This window comes from Undibacterium sp. Dicai25W, assembly GCF_049340505.1.
GTDB classification, from domain to species: Bacteria; Pseudomonadota; Gammaproteobacteria; order Burkholderiales; family Burkholderiaceae_D; genus Undibacterium; species Undibacterium jejuense.
In genome coordinates, this window is the sequence record NZ_JBMPOQ010000006.1 from 163853 (window position 1) to 181516 (window position 17664).

13 protein-coding genes are annotated in these 17664 nt (G+C 46.8%); 11 read left to right on the plus strand and 2 right to left on the minus strand.

The window, feature by feature from the left end; genetic code table 11:
- The first annotated feature begins 1 nt into the window (after nucleotide 1).
- From sdhA to ACO0KY_RS09510, 11 genes are all read left to right on the plus strand, one after another.
- Nucleotides 2–1777 carry a succinate dehydrogenase flavoprotein subunit gene (gene sdhA / locus ACO0KY_RS09460; protein WP_186910709.1) on the plus strand — a complete coding sequence of 592 codons (1776 nt, stop codon included), beginning with the start codon at nucleotides 2–4 and terminating at the stop codon, nucleotides 1775–1777.
- Nucleotides 1778–1854: 77 nt separating this feature from the next.
- A complete protein-coding gene (locus ACO0KY_RS09465) occupies nucleotides 1855–2565 on the plus strand; it encodes a succinate dehydrogenase iron-sulfur subunit (protein WP_186910710.1) in 711 nt (236 codons plus the stop codon).
- A 103-nt stretch (nucleotides 2566–2668) separates the two neighbouring features.
- Entirely contained in the window at nucleotides 2669–2950 is a 282-nt protein-coding gene (locus ACO0KY_RS09470; RefSeq protein ID WP_186910711.1) for a succinate dehydrogenase assembly factor 2, read from the plus strand.
- 63 nt (nucleotides 2951–3013) lie between these two features.
- Nucleotides 3014–4318 (plus strand): citrate synthase, encoded by a 1305-nt coding sequence (gene gltA / locus ACO0KY_RS09475; RefSeq protein WP_186910712.1) that lies wholly within the window; start codon nucleotides 3014–3016, stop codon nucleotides 4316–4318.
- 318 nt (nucleotides 4319–4636) lie between these two features.
- A complete protein-coding gene (locus ACO0KY_RS09480; RefSeq protein WP_423045541.1) occupies nucleotides 4637–7492 on the plus strand; it encodes a 2-oxoglutarate dehydrogenase E1 component in 2856 nt (951 codons plus the stop codon).
- Nucleotides 7493–7554: 62 nt separating this feature from the next.
- The gene (odhB, locus tag ACO0KY_RS09485) at nucleotides 7555–8808 is read left to right on the plus strand and encodes a 2-oxoglutarate dehydrogenase complex dihydrolipoyllysine-residue succinyltransferase (RefSeq protein WP_422989075.1); all 1254 of its coding nucleotides are present in this window, start codon (nucleotides 7555–7557) and stop codon (nucleotides 8806–8808) included.
- Between the two features lie 22 nt (nucleotides 8809–8830).
- Complete coding sequence (locus ACO0KY_RS09490) at nucleotides 8831–9199, plus strand: PspC domain-containing protein (protein ID WP_186910715.1); 369 nt, start codon at nucleotides 8831–8833, stop codon at nucleotides 9197–9199.
- 59 nt (nucleotides 9200–9258) lie between these two features.
- Nucleotides 9259–10686 carry a dihydrolipoyl dehydrogenase gene (lpdA, locus tag ACO0KY_RS09495; RefSeq protein ID WP_423045544.1) on the plus strand — a complete coding sequence of 476 codons (1428 nt, stop codon included), beginning with the start codon at nucleotides 9259–9261 and terminating at the stop codon, nucleotides 10684–10686.
- A 260-nt stretch (nucleotides 10687–10946) separates the two neighbouring features.
- On the plus strand, nucleotides 10947–12047 hold the full coding sequence (zapE, locus tag ACO0KY_RS09500; protein WP_186910717.1) for a cell division protein ZapE: 1101 nt from the start codon (nucleotides 10947–10949) through the stop codon (nucleotides 12045–12047).
- 37 nt (nucleotides 12048–12084) lie between these two features.
- Complete coding sequence (locus tag ACO0KY_RS09505) at nucleotides 12085–12474, plus strand: hypothetical protein (protein ID WP_423045547.1); 390 nt, start codon at nucleotides 12085–12087, stop codon at nucleotides 12472–12474.
- Nucleotides 12475–12656: 182 nt separating this feature from the next.
- Nucleotides 12657–13916 carry a DEAD/DEAH box helicase gene (locus ACO0KY_RS09510; protein ID WP_423045549.1) on the plus strand — a complete coding sequence of 420 codons (1260 nt, stop codon included), beginning with the start codon at nucleotides 12657–12659 and terminating at the stop codon, nucleotides 13914–13916.
- A gap of 36 nt (nucleotides 13917–13952) precedes the next feature.
- Here the strand turns inward: ACO0KY_RS09510 and ACO0KY_RS09515 are convergent, their stop codons facing one another.
- Nucleotides 13953–14867 (minus strand): flagellar brake protein, encoded by a 915-nt coding sequence (locus ACO0KY_RS09515; RefSeq protein WP_423045551.1) that lies wholly within the window; start codon nucleotides 14865–14867, stop codon nucleotides 13953–13955.
- A 206-nt stretch (nucleotides 14868–15073) separates the two neighbouring features.
- Nucleotides 15074–17344, minus strand: a complete 2271-nt coding sequence (locus ACO0KY_RS09520; protein WP_423045553.1) for an Orn/Lys/Arg decarboxylase N-terminal domain-containing protein — start codon at nucleotides 17342–17344, stop codon at nucleotides 15074–15076.
- Between the last annotated feature and the right edge of the window lie 320 nt (nucleotides 17345–17664).

Genomic DNA, 17664 nt, shown 5'->3' on the forward strand with positions numbered 1-17664 from the left:
AGTGGCCGCAATTAAATCCACAATTCCTACCCGTCGTTTTGATGCGGTAATCGTTGGTGCAGGTGGTTCTGGTATGCGTGCTTCGCTGCAATTGGCTGAAGCTGGCTTGAACGTCGCTGTACTGTCTAAAGTTTTCCCTACCCGTTCACACACTGTTGCCGCTCAAGGTGGTATTGGTGCTTCTCTCGGTAATATGTCCGAGGATAACTGGTACTGGCATATGTTTGACACGGTCAAGGGTTCTGATTACCTCGGTGATCAGGATGCAATTGAATTTATGTGTCGCGAAGCACCAAAAGTGGTCTATGAATTAGAGCATTTTGGTATGCCGTTTGATCGTAATGCGGATGGTACGATTTACCAGCGTCCGTTCGGTGGCCACACTGCGAACTTTGGTGAAAAACCAGTTCAGCGCGCTTGTGCTGCTGCTGACCGTACTGGTCATGCGTTGTTGCACACCCTTTATCAGCGTAACGTTCGTGCTCGCACGCACTTCTTCGTTGAATGGATGGCGATCGATCTGATTCGTGATGCCGAAGGTGATGTTTTGGGTGTCGTTGCCCTGGAAATGGAAACCGGCGAAGTGATGATGCTGGAAGCGAAGCAGACGATTTTCGCGACCGGTGGTGCTGGTCGTATCTGGGCAGCTTCCACAAATGCATTTATCAATACTGGTGACGGTATGGGTATGGCTGCACGTGCTGGTTTGCCATTGGAAGATATGGAATTCTGGCAGTTCCACCCAACCGGCGTGGCTGGTGCTGGCGTGTTGATTACCGAAGGTGTGCGCGGTGAAGGTGGTATTCTGGTCAATAGCCAGGGTGAGCGTTTCATGGAGCGCTACGCGCCTACTTTGAAAGATTTGGCGCCACGTGATTTTGTTTCCCGCTCTATGGATCAGGAAATTAAAGAAGGTCGCGGTTGCGGTCCAAATAAAGATCACGTGATGCTCGATTTGCGTCATATCGGTGCTGATACAATTCAAAAACGTTTGCCGTCGATTCTGGAAATTGCCCATAAATTCGCGAACGTTGACGCGACTAAAGAGCCAATTCCAGTCGTTCCGACAATTCACTACCAGATGGGTGGTATTCCGACCAATATCTATGGTCAGGTAGTTGCTCCGAAAAATGGTAGTAGCGAAATCGTGAATGGCTTGTATGCGATCGGTGAGTGTGCTTGCGTATCAGTTCACGGTGCTAATCGTCTGGGTACTAATTCGTTGCTGGACTTGTTGGTGTTTGGTCGCGCTGCTGGTAATCATATCGTTGCAAGTAATCTCAAAGCACGTAGTAATAAAGATCTGCCTGCCGATGCAGCTGATCTGGCCTTGTCTCGCTTGTCTAAACTCGAAACAAGCACAGGCTCTGAACGTGTTCAAGATGTGGCTAATGCGATTCGTAAAACGATGCAACATCACTGCGGCGTGTTCCGTACTGATGAATTGCTGCAAGAGGGCGTCAAAGAAATTATGGAGCTCGATGAGCGTCGTAAGCATGTTTCTTTCAAAGATAAGTCTAAAGTGTTTAACACTGCCCGCGTCGAGGCATTGGAATTGGATAACTTGATCGAAACAGCAAAGGCGACCATTACTTCTGCAGCGGCACGTAAAGAATCACGTGGTGCGCATGCTCATCGCGACTATGAAAAACGTGATGATGAAAACTGGATGAAGCACACTCTGTGGTATTCCGAAGGTAATCGACTTGACTACAAACCTGTTGTCACTAAACCGCTGACAGTTGAAACGTTCAAGCCTAAAGCTCGTACATTCTAAATTGAGAAGATGTACTGCCTGGCAAGGCTGGGCAGTCAATTTATCGTGCGCCCCGGGTGGTGCACAAGGAAGATATCATGGCACGTACACTGAAATTTAAAATTTATCGATATGATCCGGACAAGGATGCCAAGCCTTACATGCAAGACCTGACGGTTGAGCTTAAGGATACGGATAAAATGTTGCTGGACGCGTTGCAGCGTATCAAAGCAGACGTTGATGACTCTCTGGCGTTGCGCCGTTCCTGCCGTGAAGGTGTTTGCGGCTCAGATGCGATGAACATCAATGGTAAAAATGGTCTTGCATGTACAACGAATTTAAATGAGTTGACAGAACCTATCGTATTGCGTCCTTTGCCTGGTTTGCCAGTCATTCGTGATCTGATCGTCGATATGACGCAGTTCTTTAAGCAATATGACTCGATCAAGCCATACCTGATGAATGATTCCATTCCTCCGGAAAAAGAGCGCCTGCAATCCCCTGCGGAACGAGAAGAGTTGGATGGTTTGTATGAGTGTATTTTGTGCGCTTGCTGCTCTACATCATGCCCATCATTCTGGTGGAATCCAGACAAGTTCGTCGGCCCTGCGGGTTTGTTGCAAGCGTATCGTTTTATTGCCGATTCTCGCGATCAGGCAACTGGCGCACGTTTGGATAACCTGGAAGATCCATATCGCTTGTTCCGCTGCCATACCATCATGAATTGCGTTGATGTATGTCCGAAGGGTTTGAATCCAACCCGTGCAATCGGCAAAATCAAAGAACTCATGGTTCGCCGCGCAGTGTAATTAAAATAGAAACGGTACTGGTAAGCACCGTTTCTATTTCATGCAGTTCTTCGTCGGTGTTGAAGAGCTGCATGAAATAGAAAGCATTAAAAGAGAAAGTAATATGTCTAAGCTGGTAGAAGAGTCTCATCAAAGTGATCCGGTCAAGCGTGCTCGTTTGCGCTGGCGCGCGCGTCGCGGCTTGTTGGAAAATGATCTGATATTAACGCGGTTTCTGGATGCCAATGAAGAGATCCTGACTGACGAAGAAGTGGATGCTTTTAGTCGCCTGATGGAGTTGTCTGACAATATCCTGATGGATTTGATTATGGCAAAGAAAGAGCCTGAGGGGGAGGTGGATTTACCTCATGTGCACGCTTTGCTTACCCGTCTGCGCGTAGCCTGACAATAAACGTTTTTTTTTGTGTTTTTTTGATTAACGACTCACCTCTTATCTGAAGGAAGAGCCATGACTAATTCTGAAATAAAAGCAACCCTCTCATTCTCTGATGGTTCCCAATCCTTAGAGATGCCAATTTACAAGGGATCTATCGGTCCTGATGTGATTGATATTCGTAAATTGTACGGTGCGACTGGCATGTTCACTTACGATCCGGGTTTTATGTCGACCGCGGCATGTAATTCTTCAATTACTTACATTGATGGCGATAAAGGCGAGTTGCTGTATCGTGGTTATCCTATCGAGCAATTGGCTGTGAATGGCGGCGACTTTCTCGAAACATGTTACTTGTTGTTGAATGGCGAATTGCCAAATGCAACTGAAAAAGCTGAATTTGTTTCCACCGTGACTAAACACACAATGGTTCATGAGCAGATGCAATTCTTCTTCCGTGGATTCCGTCGTGATGCACATCCGATGTCTGTGCTGGTTGGTACTGTAGGTGCGTTGTCTTCGTTCTACCACGATTCTCTGGACATTAACGATCCGCATCACCGCGAAGTGTCAGCAATTCGCCTGATCGCTAAAATGCCTACGCTGGTTGCGATGGCATACAAATATTCCATTGGTCAGCCTTTCGTGTACCCACGTAACGACTTGTCCTACAGTGCAAACTTCATGCACATGATGTTCTCTACGCCATGCGAAGAGTACAAAGTGAATGAAGTATTGGTACGTGCTTTGGATCGTATTTTGATTTTGCACGCCGATCACGAGCAAAATGCGTCTACATCAACTGTTCGTCTGGCTGGTTCTTCAGGTGCCAATCCGTTCGCGTGTATCGCTGCTGGTATTGCATGTTTGTGGGGTCCTGCGCACGGTGGTGCAAACGAAGCTGCATTGAGCATGTTGGAAGAAATTGGTAGTGTTGATAACATTCCTGAGTTTATCGCTCAAGTAAAAGACAAAAACTCTGGTGTGAAGCTGATGGGCTTTGGTCACCGCGTTTACAAAAACTACGATCCACGCGCTAAATTGATGCGTGAAACTTGCTACGAAGTTCTGCAAGAACTCGGTTTGCAAGATGATCCATTGTTCAAGTTGGCAATGGCTCTGGAAAAAATCGCTCTGGAAGACGAATACTTCGTTAGCCGCAAGCTGTATCCGAACGTTGATTTCTACTCTGGTATCGTACAACGTGCTCTGGGTATTCCAACTTCCTTGTTCACTGGCATTTTCGCGCTGGCGCGTACAGTGGGTTGGATTGCTCAATGGAAAGAAATGATTTCTGATCCTGAGCAAAAAATTGGCCGTCCACGTCAATTGTTCGTTGGCGCAGCGAAACGTGACGTTGTTGCTATCGACAAGCGTTAAAAATAATGCTGCAGCCGTTGTATATGCTGGAATTTATGTGCGCACTGCAGCATTGAAAAAAGGCGAGTCATTGCGACTCGCTTTTTTTTTCTTCAGTAAATATGCTATGCTTCGGCTCGATAGTAAATTTTAGATGTTTTTTCGTTTTAGATTCAAAAAGTATATTGTTTCTGATGTGTGTTTTGATTCTGATGCGAGAATAGTTTGAAACAAGCCCTTCCCCACAACTTGATGTGCAATCCGCTAACCGGTCAGGCCGTGTCGCGGAAGGTTAGATTAACCCGCTAATCTCGCGAAACGCGAAGAAAGGTGAGCAAGATGATGCAACAATATAACGCTAACTCGTACTTGTTCGGCGGCAATGCGCCGTACGTAGAAGAACTTTACGAAGCCTACCTCAATAATCCTGGTTCCGTACCTGAAAACTGGCGCGCCTATTTCGACGCGATGCAGCATGTGCCAGCAGTCGATGGTTCTTCTAAGCCAGACGTCGCTCATGCACCAGTGATCGCTTCGTTTGCTGAACGCGCAAAACAAGGTCCAATCCGTACAGTCAGCGCCACTGCTGATGCGGAAATGGGTCGTAAGCGAGTCGCTGCTCAGCAGTTAATCGCCGCATATCGCTTCCTCGGTAGCCATTGGGCCAATTTGGATCCATTGCAACGCCAGGAACGCCCGAGCTTGCCAGAGTTGGAGCCAAGTTTCTACGGCTTTACTGATGCTGATATGGATATTCAATTTAATATCAGTAACACTTATTTTGGTGCGGAAACCGCCTCTCTGCGCGATTTAGTCAATTCTTTGCGTGATACCTATTGCCGTTCTATCGGTGCAGAGTTCATGTACATCAGCGATCCTACTGAGAAGCGTTGGTTGCAACAAAAGCTCGAATCTATCCGTTCTACACCAAACTTCACACCAGAAAAGAAAAAGCACATTCTTGACCGCTTGACAGCGGCGGAAGGCTTGGAGCGTTATCTGCATACACGTTACGTGGGTCAGAAGCGTTTCTCACTCGAAGGTGGCGAAAGCTTTATCGCTTCGATGGATGAGACTATCCAACGTGCTGGTGAGCGCGGCGTGCAAGAAATCGTAATCGGTATGGCCCATCGTGGCCGCTTGAACGTGTTGGTCAATACCCTGGGCAAAATGCCGCAAGATTTGTTTGCTGAGTTTGAAGGCAAACACGGCGATGATTTGCCAGCAGGTGACGTTAAATACCACCAAGGTTTCTCTTCTGACGTATCGACTCCTGGCGGCCCAGTTCATTTGTCACTCGCATTTAACCCATCTCATCTGGAAATTGTGAATCCAGTGGTTGAAGGCTCCGTTAAAGCCCGTATGGATCGTCGTGGCGACAAGGATGGCTCTCAAGTATTACCTATTTTGGTACACGGTGATGCCGCGTTTGCAGGCCAAGGCGTGGTCATGGAAACGCTGAACTTGGCGCAAACCCGCGGTTACGGTACTGGCGGTACGATGCATATCGTGATCAATAATCAGATTGGATTCACTACCTCTGATCCACGCGATTCACGTTCCACTTTGTATTGCTCCGACGTTGTGAAGATGATCGAAGCGCCAGTGCTGCACGTCAATGCAGATGATCCAGAAGCGGTTGTTTTGGCGACGCAGATCGCGCTTGACTACCGTATGGAATTCAAGAAAGACGTCGTCGTTGACATCATTTGCTACCGTAAATTGGGTCACAACGAGCAAGATACGCCAGCATTGACGCAACCGTTGATGTACAAAAAAATTGCGCAACATCCTGGTACTCGTAAGATGTATGCAGACAAGTTGTCTGCACAAGGTACGATCCCAGTCGATGGCGGCGATGCAATGGTGAAAGAGTTCCGTGATGCGATGGATGCAGGTAAGCATACACACGATCCGGTTATCTCTAATTTCAAAAACAAATACGCTGTTGATTGGATTCCTTTCCTCAACCGTAAATGGACTGATGCAGCAGATACCGCAGTTCCAGCGACAGAATTGAAGCGTCTGGCTGAACGTATTACCACAGTGCCTGCCGGATTTAAGCCACATAGCCTGGTCGAAAAAGTTCTGGGTGACCGCGCAACCATGGGCCGTGGTGAAATGAATCTGGACTGGGGTATGGGCGAACATCTGGCCTATGCATCTCTGGTTTCTTCAGGCTATGCAATTCGTCTGACCGGTCAAGATGCTGGTCGTGGTACTTTCGTTCACCGTCACGCAGTATTGCATGATCAAAACCGCGAACGTTGGGATTCTGGTACTTATATTCCTCTGCAAAACATCTCCGACAACCAAGCACCGTTCACGGTGATTGACTCTGTTTTGTCTGAAGAAGCGGTATTGGGTTTTGAATACGGTTACTCAACAGCAGAACCAAACACACTGACAATCTGGGAAGCTCAGTTCGGCGATTTCGCTAACGGTGCGCAAGTGGTTATCGACCAATTCATCAGCTCCGGCGAAGTGAAGTGGGGTCGCGCTTCTGGTCTGGTAATGATGTTGCCGCACGGCTATGAAGGTCAAGGTCCAGAGCACTCATCCGCTCGTCCAGAACGCTTCCTGCAATTGTGTGCAGACAACAATATGCAAGTGGTTCAGCCGACAACTGCGTCGCAGATTTTCCATCTGTTGCGTCGTCAGATGATTCGTCAGTTCCGTAAGCCTTTGGTCATCATGACACCAAAATCTTTGCTGCGTAATAAAGATGCTGGCTCACCATTGTCGGAATTGTCTAAAGGCAGCTTCCACACAGTGATCGGTGAAGTTGATGAGAAAATCGACGCGAAGAAAGTGAAACGTGTTATTGCTTGCTCCGGTAAGGTCTACTACGATTTAGTGAATGCACGTAAAGAACGTGCTCAGTCCGATACAGCGATTATCCGTGTGGAACAGTTGTACCCATTCCCACATAAGAGCTTTATTGCGGAGCTGAAAAAATTCCCTAACATGGTTGAATTGGTTTGGGCGCAAGATGAGCCGCAAAATCAGGGTCCATGGTTCCAGATCCAGCACAATATTTTTGAAAGCCTGGAAGAAGGCCAGAAATTGGCTTACGCAGGTCGTCCAGCAAGTGCGTCACCAGCTGTCGGTTACTACGACAAGCACTATGCACAACAAAAAGCATTGTTGGAAACTGCATTTTCCAAACTCAAAGGCTTTGTCCTCACTAAATAAATGACGCGATGCTGCATCAGAAACTGATGCAGCATTTGGCTACCCGAATCGGAGAGTAAAAAATGGCAATTATCGAAGTAAAAGTTCCTCAGTTATCTGAGTCCGTTGCAGAAGCGACCTTGTTGGCCTGGCATAAAAAAGTTGGTCAATCTGTCACTCGTGACGAAAATATGATCGACGTCGAAACAGACAAAGTTGTGCTGGAATTGCCAGCACCTGAAGCTGGTGTGATCACACAAATTATTAAAGGCGATGGAAGCACCGTCGTGGCTGGTGAAATCATCGCCATCATCGACACGGATGCCAGCGCGAAAGTAAGCCCAATGGAAGTTTCTGCTGCACCAGTAGCTGTTGCAGCCACAGCAGCACCAGCAGTGGCTGATGCAAAATCTTCCGCTGGCATTGCCATGCCAGCCGCTGCCAAAATTTTGGCTGAGAACGGTTTGTCCGCTGGTCAGGTAGATGGTTCTGGCAAAGATGGCCGTGTTACTAAGGGCGATGCACTGGCAGCAGTTGCTGGTAAAGCAGCGCCGGTCGTGGCACCATTGGCAGCGCCAGTCGCGTCTAAACCAGCATTACAACAAGTGGCAGCACCAACCTTGGCGAGCCTCGGTGATCGTCCTGAAGAACGTGTTCCTATGAGCCGTTTGCGTGCACGTATCGCCGAACGTCTGGTTCAATCTCAGTCTACTAACGCGATCTTGACGACATTTAATGAAGTCAACATGGCGCCAGTCATGGAATTGCGCAACAAGTACAAAGATAAATTTGAGAAAGAGCATGGCGTTAAACTGGGCTTCATGTCTTTCTTCGTTAAGGCTGCCGTTGCTGCATTGAAGAAATACCCAATCGTTAATGCATCAGTTGATGGTAATGACATCGTCTACCACGGTTACTTTGATATCGGTATCGCTGTTGGTTCGCCACGTGGTCTGGTCGTGCCTATTTTGCGCAACGCGGATCAAATGTCTATCGCAGATATCGAAAAGAAAATCGGCGAATTCGGTGCTAAAGCGAAAGACGGTAAATTGACTCTGGACGATTTGTCCGGTGGTACATTCTCTATCTCTAACGGCGGTACTTTCGGTTCTATGTTGTCGACACCGATCATCAACCCACCACAATCAGCAATTCTTGGCGTACACGCAACCAAAGATCGCGCAGTAGTTGAAAATGGTCAGATCGTTATTCGTCCAATGAACTACCTGGCAATGTCTTACGATCACCGTATCATTGATGGCCGCGAGGCTGTGTTAGCTCTGGTTGCGATGAAAGATGCGTTGGAAGATCCTTCACGTCTGTTGTTAGATCTGTAATCATTGAACAACGGCTATCAACGTGAATATCGCTGACGAAATTCAACGTTTGCACGAACTGCATCAGTCAGGCGCTCTGTCTGATGCAGAGTTTGCGCAAGCCAAGGCGAAGCTGCTCGAGAAAGTAGGGTCGGGCACTTCTTCCAATCAATCCGAATCTTCTTTTAAATCTGCTTCTTTCTCTGGCGCAGATGATGCGCTGAATCAATTGAATCGTTTTCGGCGTTCTACGAGCGATAAATGGTTAGGTGGTATTTGTGGCGGTCTGGGGAAATTCACGGGTCTTGATTCCTGGATCTGGCGTTTGATTTTTGTTTTCTTCGCGATGTTTGTAGGCTCAGGTGTTCTTGCTTACCTACTGGCATGGATTTTTGTGCCCGAAGAAGAGTAATATTTGCTGAAGATCTACATGTAAAGATAGTCGGCTATAAATAAATTCAGGAAAATTTCATGAGTAAACAATTTGATGTCGTCGTTATCGGCGGTGGTCCTGGTGGCTATATTGCGGCAATTCGTGCCGCACAACTCGGTTTTTCTACTGCATGTATCGATGCGTGGACTAACGAAAAAGGTGGTCCGGCACCTGGTGGTACTTGCACCAACGTAGGTTGCATTCCATCAAAAGCATTGTTGCAATCTTCCGAACACTTTGAGCACGCTGGTCATGCATTTGCTGATCATGGTATTCAGGTCTCGGGTCTGGGTATGGACGTGGCGAAAATGTTGGGTCGCAAGAACACCATCGTTAAGCAAAACAATGACGGTATTTTGTTCTTATTCAAAAAGAATAAAGTAACTTTCTTCCATGGTCACGGTTCTTTCGTTAAGGCCGATGCTGCCGGTTACGAAATCAAAGTTGCTGGCAAAACCGAAGAAACAATTACAGGTAAGCACATCATCGTTGCGACTGGTTCTAACGCACGTGCTCTGCCAGGTACGCCGTTTGATGAGGTCAACGTGTTGTCCAACGAGGGCGCGCTGAATATTGCTGAAACACCGAAAAAACTCGGTGTGATTGGCGCGGGCGTTATCGGTCTGGAAATGGGTAGCGTATGGCGTCGTTTGGGTTCCGAAGTGACAGTCCTCGAAGCTCTGCCAACTTTCCTGGGCGCAGTCGATGAGCAAATCGCTAAAGAAGCGCACAAACTGTTTGTGAAACAAGGTTTGTCGATCAACCTTGGCGTAAAAATTGGCGAAATCGTTAATAGCGGTAAAGACGTTACTGTTAATTACACCGATGATAAAGGCGCTGAACACAAAGCGGTGTTCGATAAGCTGATTATCTCTATCGGTCGTACACCAAATACAAACGGTTTAAATGCCGAAGGCGTTGGTTTGGAACTGGACGAGCGTGGTTTCATTGCTGTTGATGGTGATTGCAAAACAAATCTGCCTAACGTTTGGGCGGTGGGTGACGTGGTACGCGGTCCTATGCTGGCACATAAAGCGGAAGAAGAGGGTGTTGCGGTCGCTGAACGTATCGCTGGTCAACACGGCCATGTCAACTTCAACACGATTCCTTGGGTCATTTACACGTCGCCGGAAATTGCTTGGGTTGGTCGTACTGAACAGCAATTGAAGGCTGATGGCGTTGCATACAAAGCAGGCATTTTCCCATTTATGGCGAATGGTCGTGCACGTGCTTTGGGCGATACATCAGGTATGGTGAAATTCCTGGCTGATGCGACAACCGATGAAATTTTGGGCGTACATATTGTTGGTCCAATGGCGTCTGAATTGATTTCCGAAGCAGTGGTTGCAATGGAGTTCCGTGCTTCTTCTGAAGATATTGCACGTATTTGCCACGCACATCCATCGTTGTCTGAAGCGACGAAAGAAGCGGCTTTGGCCGTCGATAAGCGTTCATTGAATTTCTGATTTAATGTGGCAATATATGCTGAGTGCGCGTAAGTAAGCCTTAGCGAAATGGACGAGTCGGGTACTCGTCCATTTTTGTTTCAAAGCCATTAGCCCGGGAACGGATCTTCGATAGCGTCGATTAAGTGCTTGAAATGATTCACCATTGCCACTGTAATTAGTTAAAGTGGCTTAAGTAAAATTACGCGCTTTGCGCAGAATAATGAGACCTGAAGCGATCGGCATTGTTCGCTCGTCAAGGTAACTTGAAAAAACAGACTATGGATGTTCAAGAGTTTTATCAGGATGCGTTAACACAACGCGGTTTCACAGCCGATGAGGCGCAGAAACGTGCCGTTGATCGCCTGCAAAAATCCTATGAGGATTGGGTGTATTACAAAGGAAAGCGTGCCAATAAACTGACGCGCATGATTACCCGTCCGGAAGTTCCCCGTGGCGTTTATATGTGGGGTGGGGTGGGGCGCGGCAAGTCATTCTTGATGGATAGCTTTTATTCTGTAGTGCCGGTGGTTCGTAAAACGCGTCTGCATTTTCATGAGTTTATGCGCTCGGTTCACCGTCAATTAGATGAGTTGAAAGGTGTTGCCAATCCACTTGACGAAGTGGCGCGTCAAATTGCAAAAAAATATCGCCTGATATGCTTCGACGAGTTCCATGTGTCAGACGTAGCTGATGCGATGTTGCTCTATAACTTACTTAAAGCCTTATTTGATAATGGTGTCTCCTTTGTGATGACCTCTAATTATCAACCTGAGACTTTATATCCCGAGGGTTTGCATCGTGATCGCATGTTGCCGACGATTGCATTGCTCAACGAGCGTCTTGATATTTTGAACGTCGATTCGGGGAATGACTATCGCAAGCGCGCTTTGGAACAGGTGCAGGCTTATCTGACGCCACTTAATGCTGCGACGGACAAAGCACTGCGTGACAGTTTTGCACGCATTGCTGACACTAAAGATGAAGATCCACTCGTCGATATTGAAGGCCGCAATTTAAAGTCTTTAAGACGTGCCGGGGGTGTTATTTGGTTTGATTTTCATACTTTGTGTGGCGGGCCCCGTTCGCAAAATGATTATCTTGAAATCGCCAGTCGTTTTCATACTGTTATCTTGTCGTCGATTCCTGCGATGTCGGCCGCCATGTCGTCTGAAGCACGCCGTTTTACCTGGTTGATTGACGTGTTTTACGATAATAAAGTAAAACTAATTATGTCGGCTGAAGTAGCACCGGAGTTGTTATATACTCAAGGTACCTTATCTAACGAATTTCACCGAACTGTATCGCGTATTATTGAGATGCAATCCAAAGAGTATATGGATGCCGATCAACGCCAACTTGCTGATTCACTGACTCATTGACTTGATGAAAATACTTTCAAAAATTTCTTATAATAATATGGCCAGATGTTTATTTGCCATAGGCATGCTTAACGCCAGTGCAAATGTACTCGCAGAAGATGGTAAGCAGGAGTTGGTTGAAATTGCGCAACTGGTTCATGCACTCGATGAACGTTATCCTGCGGGTAGTATTCAAAGTAATGAAGTAGCAGAGATTGCCATCAAGGAAAGTCAGTCCGCAGAGGATCGTCTGGAAAACTGGTATGTGGTTTCGGAACATCACTGTTATAACACCTTCTTTGTGAATGATTGCCTAAAGCGGATAAAGGTTGAACGAAGAGAATATTTGCCGACACTGCAACGTATTTCTTTGGAGTCTCAGGCTTTGCAGCGTTTGCTCAAAGTGATGGAGCGTGATCGCGAAACGGCTCAAAAACAAGCAAAGTAATTGCAGATGTATAGACGGGGATTCCCAATAATCGATAAGTCATGTGGCGTCGCATACAATTTCGATACTCCGTCTAAATAAAAAGTTCGTTTTCTGTTTGGTCGATTTGCCATGTTGGTGAATCGAGACCCTCACCATGGAATGCGGCATAATATCGCTCTCCTCCAGTAAAGTTTTTTTCCATGTCATTTTCTACCCTGGGGCTTTCGCCCGAAATCTTGCTCGCTATTGGTGGGCAACACTACTCTGATCCTACGCCTATTCAAAGTGCGGCGATTCCACATATCCTCCAAGGGCATGACGTCATTGCTGAAGCGCAAACTGGTTCTGGTAAGACTTTAGCGTTTTGTGCTCCGTTGGTACAGTCTTTGAAGAAATCGGTACGGCCGAGAGTGATTCAGCATTTGATTTTGGTGCCAACCAGAGAGTTAGCGACACAAGTTGCCGCAACGTTGGAAGCCTTAATTAAAAATAGTACGCCATCTGTCAAATTAGCAGTCTTGTTTGGTGGGGTCTCAATCAATCCGCAAATGCTGCATTTGCGTGGTGGTGCAGATATTGTGATTGCGACACCAGGGCGCTTACTTGATTTAATCGATCATAATGCGCTGTCATTGTCTTTCGTCCGCTCCTTGGTGTTGGATGAGGCGGATCGTTTATTGGAATTGGGTTTTGCAGAAGAGTTGCAACGTATATTAAATCTGTTGCCCGTCGCACGCCAGAATCTCTTATTCTCAGCCACATTTGCGCCACTACTGAACGAGTTGGCGACAAAACTATGTCAATCGCCGGTACGTATTCAGGTTCCGGCAACAGAAACGGCTAAGCCTGATATTCTTCAGCGAGCAATTTCGGTGGATGCGTCGCGTCGCACGCAGTTGCTACGACATTTGATTAAGATGGAAGGCTGGAAAAGGGTGTTGGTATTTGTGGCGACTAAATACTCTGCGGAGTTAATCGCGACCAAATTACGAAGATTAGATATTTCTGCCGAGCCGTTTCATGGTGAATTGAGTCAAGGTAAGCGAACGCAGGTGTTGGCCGATTTTAAGGCGTCCCGAGTTAAAGTAGTGGTTGCAACGGACGTTGCTGCGAGGGGTATTGATATCGAAGACTTACCGGTGGTCGTCAATTTTGACTTGCCACGATCCAGTGATGATTACACGCATAGAATAGGGCGCACAGGACGGGCTGGTGCAAATGGCTTGGCATTGAGTTTTGTTACAGCTGATTCTCATTCACATTTTTCTTTGATCGGGCGTAAGCAGGGAGTGGATGTCAGACTGGAATCGATTCCTGGTTTTGAGGCGCTGGAGTTGCCAATACAGGCGGCGAAGGTTTCGGATGTGAACGGCGGCGTCAAAGGCCGTCGCCCGAGCAAAAAGGATAAGCTGAGGGCTCTCGCTGCGCAACAGAGCATGTCGACGGACAAAGAGGAGTAAACACCGCTGGCCTTGGTGGGTTTTGGTTCCCGGGAATTAATCCATTTCGGCTAAAGTTTGATGCACGAACGCGGATAAAATTAGCTTCGCTTGCGGTGTCACTTCGACGAATTCAAACCCATGGCGAAACTCAGCGCTGTTCTCCGTCGGAGCAATTGAGCGGAGTATCGTTTTTAAGGTTAAGTATTCGTCGGTTCCGGCGGCATTAACTTTGAATTTGATGATGCCAATGTCGCCTTTTTTTCCCAGCTGTTTTTTAATAATGCCGGAAGTCCCACCCATGCTCAGATCGCCTAACGTGGCAGCAGCTGTTTGCTCGGGATCGCCAATTGTCACCGATGCGATGATTTTCACGGTTGCGCGTGCGCCCTGACGTATTGTGGTTGCTCTGACTTGTTTGGGGTAGCTCAGATGTAAATAATCGTGCGGTGAATATACATATTTCACTAGGGATGCCGTAAATGCATAGGCTTTTTTGCCTGGAAATGCACGAATAATAAAGGTTTGACCTTCGCGTATTATGACTGCCTGACCATGAGCCATTGGTGCAGTCACCATTAAAGATTTACCTTTGACGTAGCCGATCAGTCTTACTGTATAGCGGGTTGCAGCCTGATCATGGGTTTGTAAGTAAAAAACTTCGCCAACCGTCCAACGTACACTATCTAGCTCAATGACTGATTCTTTATTGAGTTCCTCTGGTGCTTTTTGTTGGGTAACTTCTTGCGCCAGCTTTTCTGGCACAACGACTTTAGAGGGAATGCTGTCCCAAAGTTTATCCGCTTCACAGTAGCCAACTTCCATCAGATGATTGAGTTGTTGTTGGTCTTCAACGTGTACGCCAGCATCAAATAATACCTTCCCATCCTGATTATATATTGTCCAATCGATGGTTTGCCCGACGCTGATCTCTGCATGCTTAAGAGGCATTAATCCTTGCACTTCACCCATTTTTTATTTCCATTTTTTATGTGTGAGATATTTTTGTTCTGAGTGGATCTTACTCCAGAATGACGCGAAATTAACAAAGTCTATATTGTCTATGTTTTTAAATAATAGATTATGCGGATTTTTCTTGCTGGTTAAAATAAAAAAGACCTTAAAACTCTTTGTTTTCAGGTCTTTTTTGCAACACTAAATCGCCATGACGAACGTATTTATTTATTACTTGCTGCGGTTGCCTTTACGCAATCAACAAAATATCCGCGTTTGCCATCCACTTCAGCCTTGACCAAGCCATGGCAGTCAGTTTCAAAGCCAGGGAATTTCTCATTGAAATCGCGCACAAAACGCAAGTAGTCAACAATGGTACGGTTGAAGCGTTCGCCAGGAATCAAGAGTGGAATACCTGGTGGGTATGGCGTCAACAAGATCGCAGTAACGCGTCCCTCTAATTCATCGATTGAAACACGTTCAATTTCACGGTGCGCCATCATCGCAAAAGCATCTGATGGCTTCATTGCTGGTTGCATGTCAGATAAATACATCTCGGTCGTCAGGCGTGCAACATCGTGGCCTTTGTAGGCTTCATGGATGCCTTGGCACAAGTCTTTCAAGCCAGCACCTTCATAGCGCGGATTGGCCGCTGCAAACTCAGGCAAAATGCGCCAGATTGGTTGATTTTTGTCGTAGTCATCTTTGAACTGCTGAAGCGCAGTCAACAAAGTATTCCAGCGACCTTTAGTGATGCCAATCGTGAACATGATGAAGAATGAGTATAGACCGCATTTTTCGACAATAACGCCGTGTTCCGCCAGATATTTAGTAACGATCGATGCGGGAATGCCAGTTTCGCCAAATTTACCTTCGAGTGACAAGCCCGGAGTCACGATGGTGGCTTTGATCGGGTCGAGCATGTTGAAGCCAGCGGCTAATTTGCCAAAACCATGCCAATCGTCTTCGGCACGAATAATCCAGTCTTCGCGGGAGCCAATGCCGTCTTCCGCAAATTCTTCAGGACCCCAGACCTGGAACCACCAATCTTTACCCCATTCCTGGTCGACTTTACGCATCGCACGACGGAAATCCAAGGCTTCCAGAATCGATTCTTCAACCAACGCAGTGCCGCCGGGTGCTTCCATCATGGCGGCAGCGACGTCGCAAGAAGCGATAATCGAGTATTGTGGGGACGTTGAGGTGTGCATCAGATACGCTTCATTGAAGCTATCTTTATCGAGTTTGCGTGTTTCTGATTCACGCACTAAAATTTGCGATGCTTGAGAAATGCCTGCCAACAACTTGTGGGTTGATTGGGTAGAGAAAATCATCGACTCTTTTGCACGTGGACGGTCTTTGCCGATAGCGTGCATATCTTTGTAGAAGTCATGGAACGTTGCATGTGGCAACCATGCTTCATCAAAATGTAAAGTGTCGATTTGACCATCTAGCAAATCCTTTAATACTTCGACGTTGTACAAAACACCGTCGTAAGTGGACTGTGTGATCGTTAAAATGCGTGGCTTTTTATTTTTTGCTTCGCGAGCAAATGGATTGGCTTCAATTTTCCTTTGAATGCTCTCCATGCTGAATTCTTCCAGCGGGATAGGGCCAATAATGCCGAGATGATTACGTGTCGGCATCAGAAATACCGGAATCGCTCCACACATGATAATTGAGTGCAGAATCGATTTGTGGCAATTGCGGTCAACGACTACGATGTCGCCAGGAGCAACAGTAGAGTGCCACACCATCTTGTTTGAAGTGGACGTGCCGTTGGTTACGAAGTAGCAATGATCGGCATTAAAAATACGTGCAGCATTGCGCTCTGAAGCGGCGACAGGGCCAGTGTGATCCAGTAATTGACCGAGTTCTTCTACCGCGTTACAAACGTCAGCACGCAGCATGTTTTCACCAAAAAATTGGTGGAACATCTGGCCGATTGGTGACTTCAGGAATGCGACTCCACCTGAGTGTCCAGGGCAGTGCCAAGAGTAAGAGCCATCATTCGCGTAATGAACCAGAGCCCGGAAAAATGGTGGTGCGAGACCATCCAGGTATGCACGCGCTTCACGGATGATATGGCGTGCCACGAATTCTGGCGTATCTTCAAACATATGAATGAAGCCATGCAGTTCCCGCAAAATATCATTTGGGATATGGCGTGAAGTGCGGGTTTCGCCGTACAGATAAATAGGAATGTCCGCATTTTTATAGCGAATTTCTTCCACAAAAGCGCGTAATGATTTTAGAGCGTAATCTGTCTCTTCGGATGTGCCGGCACCAAACTCTTCATCGTCGATGGATAAAATAAATGCAGACGCACGTGATTGTTGTTGGGCAAATTGCGATAAATCGCCGTAGCTGGTAACGCCCAGAACTTCCATACCTTCGGTTTCGATGGCATCAGCCAGCGCACGAATGCCCAGGCCGGAAGTGTTTTCTGAGCGGAAATCTTCGTCAATGATGACGATGGGGAAGCGGAATTTCATGGTGGTCTCCAAAAGACTTGGTACGGGGGAGACGCCTGGGCAAGTTAAATCAACCGCTTGCGCGCCGAAAAATTCAAAATAGGGTTTGCGTGAAATCGTCCTTGACGACATTTACGCCCGTCCTAAAAGTACCGAATTCTCTCAGATAAGTAGTAGCTTATGTGAAAAAATTGGTCATTTTTTTCATTCGGGACGCAATTTCATGTGAATGTCATGAAGTGAACAATCTCATCGTATGTTGCATCGCAAAATCTAAATTCAAGCAAATTTTATTTTGTTTGGAAATTAAACGTTTCTGTACGTCAAAATAAAAATGAGCG

Coding starts and splice junctions, on each gene's coding strand:
- ACO0KY_RS09465 (WP_186910710.1), top strand. CDS start 1,855: ATGGCACGTACACTGAAATTTAAAATTTATCGATATGATCCGGACAAG.
- ACO0KY_RS09470 (WP_186910711.1), top strand. CDS start 2,669: ATGTCTAAGCTGGTAGAAGAGTCTCATCAAAGTGATCCGGTCAAGCGT.
- gltA (WP_186910712.1), top strand. CDS start 3,014: ATGACTAATTCTGAAATAAAAGCAACCCTCTCATTCTCTGATGGTTCC.
- ACO0KY_RS09480 (WP_423045541.1), top strand. CDS start 4,637: ATGATGCAACAATATAACGCTAACTCGTACTTGTTCGGCGGCAATGCG.
- odhB (WP_422989075.1), top strand. CDS start 7,555: ATGGCAATTATCGAAGTAAAAGTTCCTCAGTTATCTGAGTCCGTTGCA.
- lpdA (WP_423045544.1), top strand. CDS start 9,259: ATGAGTAAACAATTTGATGTCGTCGTTATCGGCGGTGGTCCTGGTGGC.
- zapE (WP_186910717.1), top strand. CDS start 10,947: ATGGATGTTCAAGAGTTTTATCAGGATGCGTTAACACAACGCGGTTTC.
- ACO0KY_RS09505 (WP_423045547.1), top strand. CDS start 12,085: ATGGCCAGATGTTTATTTGCCATAGGCATGCTTAACGCCAGTGCAAAT.
- ACO0KY_RS09510 (WP_423045549.1), top strand. CDS start 12,657: ATGTCATTTTCTACCCTGGGGCTTTCGCCCGAAATCTTGCTCGCTATT.
- ACO0KY_RS09515 (WP_423045551.1), bottom strand. CDS start 14,867: ATGGGTGAAGTGCAAGGATTAATGCCTCTTAAGCATGCAGAGATCAGC.
- ACO0KY_RS09520 (WP_423045553.1), bottom strand. CDS start 17,344: ATGAAATTCCGCTTCCCCATCGTCATCATTGACGAAGATTTCCGCTCA.